This window comes from Pseudomonas caspiana (assembly GCF_002158995.1).
In the GTDB taxonomy this organism is placed as follows: domain Bacteria; phylum Pseudomonadota; class Gammaproteobacteria; order Pseudomonadales; family Pseudomonadaceae; genus Aquipseudomonas; species Aquipseudomonas caspiana.
In genome coordinates this window covers 35,450-43,318 of record NZ_LOHF01000037.1, presented here as the reverse complement: position 1 = coordinate 43,318, position 7,869 = coordinate 35,450, and the positions used below count along the sequence as shown (strand labels likewise).

General features: G+C 58.6%; 5 protein-coding genes and 1 pseudogene. All 6 read right to left on the bottom strand.

Annotated features, from left to right (window positions below; translation table 11 throughout):
• Nucleotides 1-29 precede the first annotated feature (29 nt).
• The 6 genes and pseudogenes from AUC60_RS26215 to AUC60_RS26190 all read right to left on the bottom strand — a co-directional run bounded on the left by AUC60_RS26215 (nt 30) and on the right by AUC60_RS26190 (nt 7,834).
• On the bottom strand, nt 30-488 hold the full coding sequence (locus tag AUC60_RS26215) for an REP-associated tyrosine transposase (RefSeq protein ID WP_087274322.1): 459 nt from the start codon (nt 486-488) through the stop codon (nt 30-32).
• Nucleotides 489-678: 190 nt separating this feature from the next.
• On the bottom strand, nt 679-3,777 hold the full coding sequence (locus tag AUC60_RS26210; RefSeq protein WP_087274320.1) for an efflux RND transporter permease subunit: 3,099 nt from the start codon (nt 3,775-3,777) through the stop codon (nt 679-681).
• Entirely contained in the window at nt 3,774-4,841 is a 1,068-nt protein-coding gene (locus AUC60_RS26205) for an efflux RND transporter periplasmic adaptor subunit (RefSeq protein WP_087274319.1), read from the bottom strand. Before AUC60_RS26205 ends, AUC60_RS26210 begins: the two co-directional genes overlap by 4 nt.
• Nucleotides 4,838-5,956 carry an efflux RND transporter periplasmic adaptor subunit gene (locus tag AUC60_RS26200; RefSeq protein ID WP_087274317.1) on the bottom strand — a complete coding sequence of 373 codons (1,119 nt, stop codon included), beginning with the start codon at nt 5,954-5,956 and terminating at the stop codon, nt 4,838-4,840. Before AUC60_RS26200 ends, AUC60_RS26205 begins: the two co-directional genes overlap by 4 nt.
• 322 nt (nt 5,957-6,278) lie before the next feature.
• A pseudogene (locus AUC60_RS28245) lies at nt 6,279-6,407 on the bottom strand (DUF6124 family protein); the annotation flags it as partial.
• A 419-nt stretch (nt 6,408-6,826) separates the two neighbouring features.
• Nucleotides 6,827-7,834 carry an ABC transporter substrate-binding protein gene (locus AUC60_RS26190; RefSeq protein WP_087274330.1) on the bottom strand — a complete coding sequence of 336 codons (1,008 nt, stop codon included), beginning with the start codon at nt 7,832-7,834 and terminating at the stop codon, nt 6,827-6,829.
• Nucleotides 7,835-7,869: the final 35 nt, after the last annotated feature.

Below are 7,869 nucleotides of genomic sequence, written 5' to 3'. Positions count from 1 at the left end.
GATGGCCTCGACTCGATCTACGGAATGGGTTAAGTCCAAGCAGCATCCCAAAGCGGGTAATCCCCCACTCGCTCGGTCAGTCCTGCTCTCACAGGATTAAGGATCAGATACCGAGCCAAGCCCTTTAAATCCTCTTCTTGCCGAATCGCATGGTCATGGAAGCCGCGCTGCCAGATACTTCCGGTCCGGCCTTGAAGATCATTCACCGCCACGCAAGCGCGAGACTTTGTCCGCGCAGCCACTCGGCTCAACGAACCACTCTTTAGCTCCAGCAGCCAGTGAAAATGATCAGGCATCACTACCCAAGCAAGTGACTGAGCCAACCCGTCACGCTCAGCCAACCCAAACTGCTTCGCCACAAGACGACCTACTCGCCAATCGCCGAAGATCGGCTGGCGGTCTTTGGTGTTAGCAGTTATGAGATAAATCCGGCCTTTTTCACTGTGGCGGCCAATGCGTAACTGTCGAGATTGATGAGGTGATCGCATTCCATTGCCTTTGAGCTCTAGTGGAACTCAAAAGGTAGGTCAGGCAGGTGATCTACAGCGCTGGATTAATAGGCTGGATGTGTCTGCTCCTCGAATCGAGGCGCAGCCATCGCGAGCAAGCTTGGCTCCCACAGCGCTTGCGTTTGCTGTGGGAGCCGGGCTTGGTCAGGGCGGCATTCCGACGATTGAGTCAATGATTTACAGCTGGCTCACCACCCTTTTCAGCCTGCTCCCGCTGCTCATCACTCGGCTCTTTAATCCGGTACCACGCCACATACAGCGCGGGCAGGAACAGCAGCGTCAGCAGGGTGGCGATGATGATGCCGCCGATCATCGCGTAAGCCATCGGGCCCCAGAAGACTTCGCGGGCGATGGGGATCATGCCCAGGCTGGCTGCCGCAGCGGTGAGCAGGATCGGACGGCGACGATGCTGGGTCGCTTCGGCCACGGCGTCCCACGGCAGGTATCCATCGCGCTCATAAGCATCAATCTGCGTAACCAGAATCACCGAGTTACGGATGATGATGCCGATCAGCGCCAGTATCCCGAGAATCGCCACGAAGCCCATGGGCGTACCGGTCGGGATCAGCGCCAACACCACGCCAATCAAGCCCAATGGCGCAACGCTGGCGACCAGGAACATTTTCTGCACGCTGTGCAGCTGGATCATCAGGAACGTCGCCATCAGGAAGATCATCAGCGGCACAACGCTGGCAATCGGGCCTTGGGCCTTGCCACTTTCTTCGACGGTGCCACCAGTCGCGACCTTGTAACCCGTCGGTAAACCAGCAGCAAACTTGTCGATCTCAGGCTTGAGCTGCTTGACCAGATCCGTCGGCTGCATGTCATCCGCTACCGCCGCCTTAACCGTGATGGTCGGCTTACGGTCACGACGCCAGACCAGCGGCTGCTCCAGTTCGTATCGCACCGTCGCAAACGCCAGCAACGGAATTGACGTACCGCCCGGCGTCACAATCTGCAGATTCTGCAGGGTTTCCGGCGAGCCACGCTCTGCATCTTCAGCACGGCCGACCACATCAATCAGGTAAATGTCGTCGCGAACCTGCGTGACCGGCGAGCCGCTGACGATGCTGTTCATCAGTTTGGCGACGTCCTCGGACGACAAGCCCAACTGCCGCGCCTTGTCCTGATTTATGTCGATGCGCAGGACTTTGCCTGGCTCGTTCCAGTCGTAAATCATCTCGCCAACATGAGGATTGGCGTCCAGCAATGTGGCCAGTTCGATGGCGTGCTGGCGGACCTTGTCGATGTTTTCGCCGCTGATTCGATACTGCAGCGGACGCCCCACCGGCGGCCCCATTTCCAGCGGCTGAACGAAGCTGCCGATGCCGACAAACTCTTCGCGCAGACGCTTGTTCAGGCGGTCGGTCAAATCAGCGCGCTGCTCCAGGCTTTTGCTGACGATGACCAATTGCGCGTAGTACGGATTTTCCAGTTGCTGGTCCAGCGGCAGATAGAAGCGTAAGGCGCCCTGGCCGATGTAAGTGCTCCAGCGCTCAATGTCCGGATCGTCCTTGAGCGTGGCTTCAAAGCGGTCCACCACCTTGCGGGTTTCATTGATCGAAGCGTTCTGCGGCAGGTTCAGGTCGACGAGAACTTCCGGCCGGTCCGAGGACGGAAAGAACTGGTTTTGCACGAACTGCATGGAGAACACTGCCCCCACAAACAGCAGGATGGTAAAAACAATCGTGATCCAGCGATGTCGCATCGCCCAGAACATGCTGTTGTTGAAGCCTCGGGCAATCCGCCCTTCCTTCTCTTTTTCGTCCTTCTTTTTGATGTTGGCGCTCAGGATGTGCACGCCAATCACAGGCGCGAACAACACCGCCACGACCCACGACACCAGCATCGCCACGGCAATCACCGCAAACAGCGTGAAGGTGTATTCCCCCGCCGAGCTGGCATTAAGGCCGATGGGCACAAACCCGGCGACAGTCACCAGCGTACCGGTCAGCATCGGAAAGGCGGTCGAGGTATAGGCGTAAGTCGCGGCCTGCTCCTTGGTCTCGCCCATTTCCAGGCGCGTGACCATCATCTCCACCGTGATCATCGCGTCGTCCACCAGCAAGCCGAGGGCGATGATCAACGCGCCGAGGGAAATCCGCTGCATGGTGATGCCGCTGTATTCCATGAACACGAAGACCATGGCCAGCACCAGCGGGATCGAACAGGCGACCACCAACCCGGCGCGTATCCCGAGGCTGACAAAGCTGACGATCAGCACGATCACCACCGCCTCAAACAGCGCGCTGGTGAAGCCGCCGACGGCCTTTTCCACCACTTCGGCCTGATCGGACACGTTATGCACACCGACGCCTACCGGCAGATTGGCCGTTGCGGCATCCATACGCCCATGCAGCGCTTTACCGAACTCCTGAATATTGCCGCCTTTCTTCATCGCGATGGCCAGGCCGATGGCTGGCTTGCCGTTGAAGCGGAACAGAGGTTTGGGCGGATCGGCATAGCCACGGGTGATGTCAGCGATGTCGCTCAAACGGTAGAAACGGTCATTGAGGCGCAGATTGACCTCTGCCAGATCCTTCTCTGACGCAAACTGCCCCGAGGTCCGCACCGAAATCCGCTCCGGCCCGGCCTCGATCACACCCGCTGGCGTAACCGCGTTTTGTGATTGCAGGCTTTGCACCACCTGGCTCTGATCCAGGCCTAGCGCCGCCAGCTTGCGGGTGGAGAAATTCAGGTACAGCACTTCGTCCTGCTGGCCGATCATTTCGACCTTGCCCAGCCCCGGTACCTCGCGGATTTCCGTGCGGACCTGCTCGACGTAATCGCGCAACTGGCGCATGGAAAAACCATCCGCCGTGAACGCGTAAATCGACCCGTAAACATCACCGAATTCGTCGTTGTAAAACGGTCCTTGGGTGCCTTGAGGGAATTGCGCGCGAATGTCATCGATCTTCTTGCGCACCTGATACCAGATCTCCGGAATGTCACCGGCAGAAGTGGTGTCGTGCAGGAAAATCATGATCGTCGACTCACCCGGACGCGTGTAACTCTTCACGTAGTCCAGCGAGTCCAGCTCTTCGAGCTTCTTCTCGATGCGGTCGGTGACTTGCTCAAGGGTTTCGTCCACCGTCGCGCCCGGCCAGCGGGTTTGTACGACCATGGTTTTGATGGTGAAGGAAGGATCCTCTTCACGCCCAAGATTCATGTAGGAAAACACGCCCATTAGCAGCGCGACGAACATCAGGTACCAGACAAAGGACTGGTGTTTGATGGCCCACTCGGACAGGTTAAAACTCCCTTTCATCGCGGGCTTTCCTCATCGACTTTAACTTTTTGGCCCGGCTTGAGGCTGTTGACCCCGGCGCTCACCACCCACTCGCCGGGTTTGATCCCGTTGCTCAATACAAAACTGTCACTGCTACGACTAATGACGTTCACCGTCCGGGGATTTACCGTCTGGTTTTGCCGGTCGATGATCCACACCTGTGCCTTGCCATCGACCTCCTGCAAAGCATTGATCGGTAGCTCAGTGCGCGATGCGATGGCCGAGCTGAGGCTGACGCTGATGGCAGTGCCGAGGCGGAAGGCTTCCGGCGTCTCTGCCAGGGTCAGGCGCGCACGGCGGGTGCGCGTGGTGCGCTCGGCTTGAGGCTCGATTTCGCGCAGCGTCGCGGTGGTGTTGATCTGCGGATCAAGCTGGCTGGCGACCTTGAACTCAACGCCTTCGGGCAACTGGTCAGCCAAGGCTCCAGGCAAATCGATCACCGCTTCTTTGACGTCCGGGCGGGCCAGCGTTACGACCTCCTGCCCGGCCGTGACCACTTGCCCGGCCTCTACCTGCCAGCGAGTAACAACCGCTGCGTGATCGGCTCGTAATTCGCTGTAACCCAGTTGATCCTGAGCCTGGCTCAGTGCTGCACGGGCCTGCTCCAGTGACGAGTTGGTGGTTTTCAGATCGGTCTGGGCGATGTCCAGTTGCGCTTGAGCGCCCACGCCACGGTCGAACAACTCCTGCTGACGGCGGGCATTGGCTTGCGCGTTGATCCACTGCGCCTGAATGCGGGCAAGATCACCTTGGCGAGCACGCACGTTGTTCTGTTGATCGGTAGGGTCCAGCGTGGCGAGCAGTGCGCCTTTGGCGACTTCACTGCCGACATCCACGCTACGCTGCGCGATCCGTCCGCCGACACGAAAGCCCAGAGTGCTTTCAAAGCGCGCTTCAATGTTGCCTGCAAAACGTCCGAGGCTTTCCTCGGAAATCGCGTTGGCTTCGACATGCAGCACGGGGCGTACCGGTTCCGGCGCAGGCTCTTCCTTGCTGCACGCGCTCAAGAATGGCAGCAACAGCAACCACGACAAACGCTTCATGGCTGCACCTTGGCGGTTTTCTGTTTCTCGCTGGCGGCTATTTCCACCTGCATGTCCGGGTGCAACAACTGCCCACCGGCCACGACCACTTTTTCACCCGCCTTAAGGCCATCAGTGATGATGACTTTGGCGGTCAGGTAACGGCCAACCGTCACTGCGCGCAAATTGGCTTTGCCTTGATCGTCCACCACCCACACGGCTGGCTTGCCCAATTGATCACCTAAACCTTTGGTCAACGCGGCCCACGGCAGTTCGATGCTGGCTTTGCCCGGCGCGTTCAGCGACCCGCTGACCACTGAACCGAGGTCCATGCCGGCGGGTAATTTTTCGAGGGCGATTTTGACTTGTACGGTGCCGGTCTCGGCTGACACGGCGGGTGTCACTTCACGGACTTTGCCGACCGTTTTGATTTGCGGGTTATCCAGCAGCGTCACCACCACCGGCTCATCACCGGATGCCTGGGCGAACAGTGACTCATAGACGTTGAATACCGCGTCACGCTCGCCGTCACGGGCCAGGCCGAAAATCGGCACGGTGGCTTGCACCACTTGCCCGACCTCCGCCTGACGTTCAGTAATCACGCCCGGCGCGTCGGCGATCAATGCGGTGTAACTCAGTTGTTCACGGGCATTGGCCAACTGCGCCTGCGCCGCATTGAGCGCGCTCTGGCTGCTGCGCAACGCGGCTTGCGCCGAATCGTACTCGCTGCGGCTGGTGTAACCCTTGGGCAGCAGTTTTTCCTGTCGCACGAACGCCGCACGGGTCTGCGTCACCCGCGCCTGCTCGGCAGCGACAGCAGCCGCGGCGGAGTCGACGTTGGTCTGTAAGTCTTTGGGGTCAAGCTTCGCCAGCACTTGCCTGGCCGTGACCCGATCGCCCACATCCACCATGCGCTGAATGATCTTGCCGCCCACGCGGAATGAAAGCTGCGTCTGCACCCGCGCCTGAACATCACCGGTCAGGGCTACTTGAGCGGCGTAATCGGTGGTGGCGACTTCTTGCACATAAACGCGTGGCAGATTGGCCGGAGGGGCTTCTTCTTTGCTACAGCCGGCGAGAATGGCCAACGCCAACGCCAGACCGGACAACGCCAATTTAGAGGGGGAAACGGGCATGCAGACTCCTTATGCGGATGCCGTGCGCGTGCCTCGCTGTAAACAGTGGGTGGCGCTGTGACTATGCGACTCTAAGCGTAGATCAGGGTTCCTTGAGGTGTGTGATTGGTTGTGCAGAACAGGGCAACACGATCGGAGTCAGGGCGTCGGCTGGCGCTGGACCTGTGGGAAATTCTATGTCGGCCTGCAGGTTGATGAACGACGTGGGACCGGCTTTAGCCGGGAAAGCGGTCTTCCTGACGATAAAGATGTACTGAATGTACTGGCCTCTTCCCGGCTAAAGCCGGTCCCACGTCATCAGTGGTTCCTGTCAGAGCTGGGCTCAGCGGGGTTCGACGCGTTCCAGTGAGCGGTCGAGTTCGGCTTTGGCCATGGCGATCAGGTGGACGACCGAGAAGGCAAGGTCGCGTTTGGAGCCGTTGAGGGTATCGCCGGTTTCATAGGCGGTCGCGGGTTAGCAGACCGGTGGAATCAACAAGACCGGCGCACCCGAAGATGCCCCACGCAAAGCCGCCATAACGCGGTATTTGCGCTGTCAATTCACAAAACAGGCTGCTAAACCCGATCACTGATGAGTCAGTGACGGGCGCAGCCTAGTGTCCGGAATTGGCACGCGCAAGGGCTCAGGATTTTCTAGGAAACTTCACACAGAAGAAAGGGAAACGGCCGCAGGAAAGGGCCTTCAAAGGGGTGTTTTTCGTGAGGTGAAGTTACAGATCAGGGTCGGAAGGATAGCGATTTGTGGGAGCTGGGCTTGCCCGCGATAAGACTGGAGGCGATTCACTTTAGATCGCATTCAGCCTTATCGCGGGCAAGCCCAGCTCCCACAAGGGTCAACGCCAGCCAGTGGATGGATATTCCAGACTGGTATCAGCTACCCGCACCACCATGCGCTTCTTCGAAGAAGTAATCCTTCCAGCTCGCCGCCTTGTTCTTCAGCACGCCCAGCTCTTGCAGTTTTTCAGCATAAATAAAGGTGCGCTGCGGGGTGATGGTGAAGTCGATTTCCGGATCGGAAACGATCTTCTCTACAAACGGCAGCGCCAGCTTGGATTGCTCTACGCGGATGTAGGTCTGGGCAGCGGCAGGCTTGTCGGCCTTGATGATTTTCTCGGCTTCAGCCAGGGCGTCGTAGAACGCCTTGTAGGTTTTCGGGTTTTCGTCGTGGAATTTTTCGGTGGTGTACAGCACGTTAAACGTCGCCTGACCGCCCAGCACGTCGTACGAACTCAGCACTTTATGCACGTTCTTGTTTTCCAGCGCCTGGTACTGGAACGGCGGGCTGGAGAAGTGCGAAGTGATTTCCGAACCGCCCGAAATCAGCGCCGACGTGGCGTCCGGGTGCGGCAGGCTTACCGAGATGTTGTCGAATTTCTTGAAGTTGTCGTTACCGAACTCTTTGGCGGTTTCGATCTGCAAGGTCCGCGACTGGAAGCCCACGCCTGCGGCTGGCACGGCGATGCGGTCTTTATCGGTGAAGTCCTTGAGGGTTTTCACGTTCGGGTTGTTGGTCAGCAAGTAGTTGGGCATCGAGCCCAGCGACGCAATGGCTTTGACGTTCTGTTTGCCTTTGGTGCGGTCCCAGATGGTCAGCATCGGCGGCACGCCTGCGGATACCACGTCCAGCGCGCCGGCCAACAATGCTTCGTTCATGGCGGTGGCGCCAGAGATGCTGTTCCAGTCGACCTTGATGTCGATGCCCTGTTCTTTACCGTGTTTTTCGATCAGTTTTTGATCACGCACCACGTCCAGAATCAGGTAACCGATGCCGAACTGCTGGGCGATGCTGATCTTGCCTTCGGCCTGTGCGCCGCTGCTGAGCAGGCCGATGGTGGCTGCCAGCGCGATGATGGCTGAGCGCTTGAAAGGAATTACCATTTGAAACCCCATATCAGAAATGTTGTTGATATCTG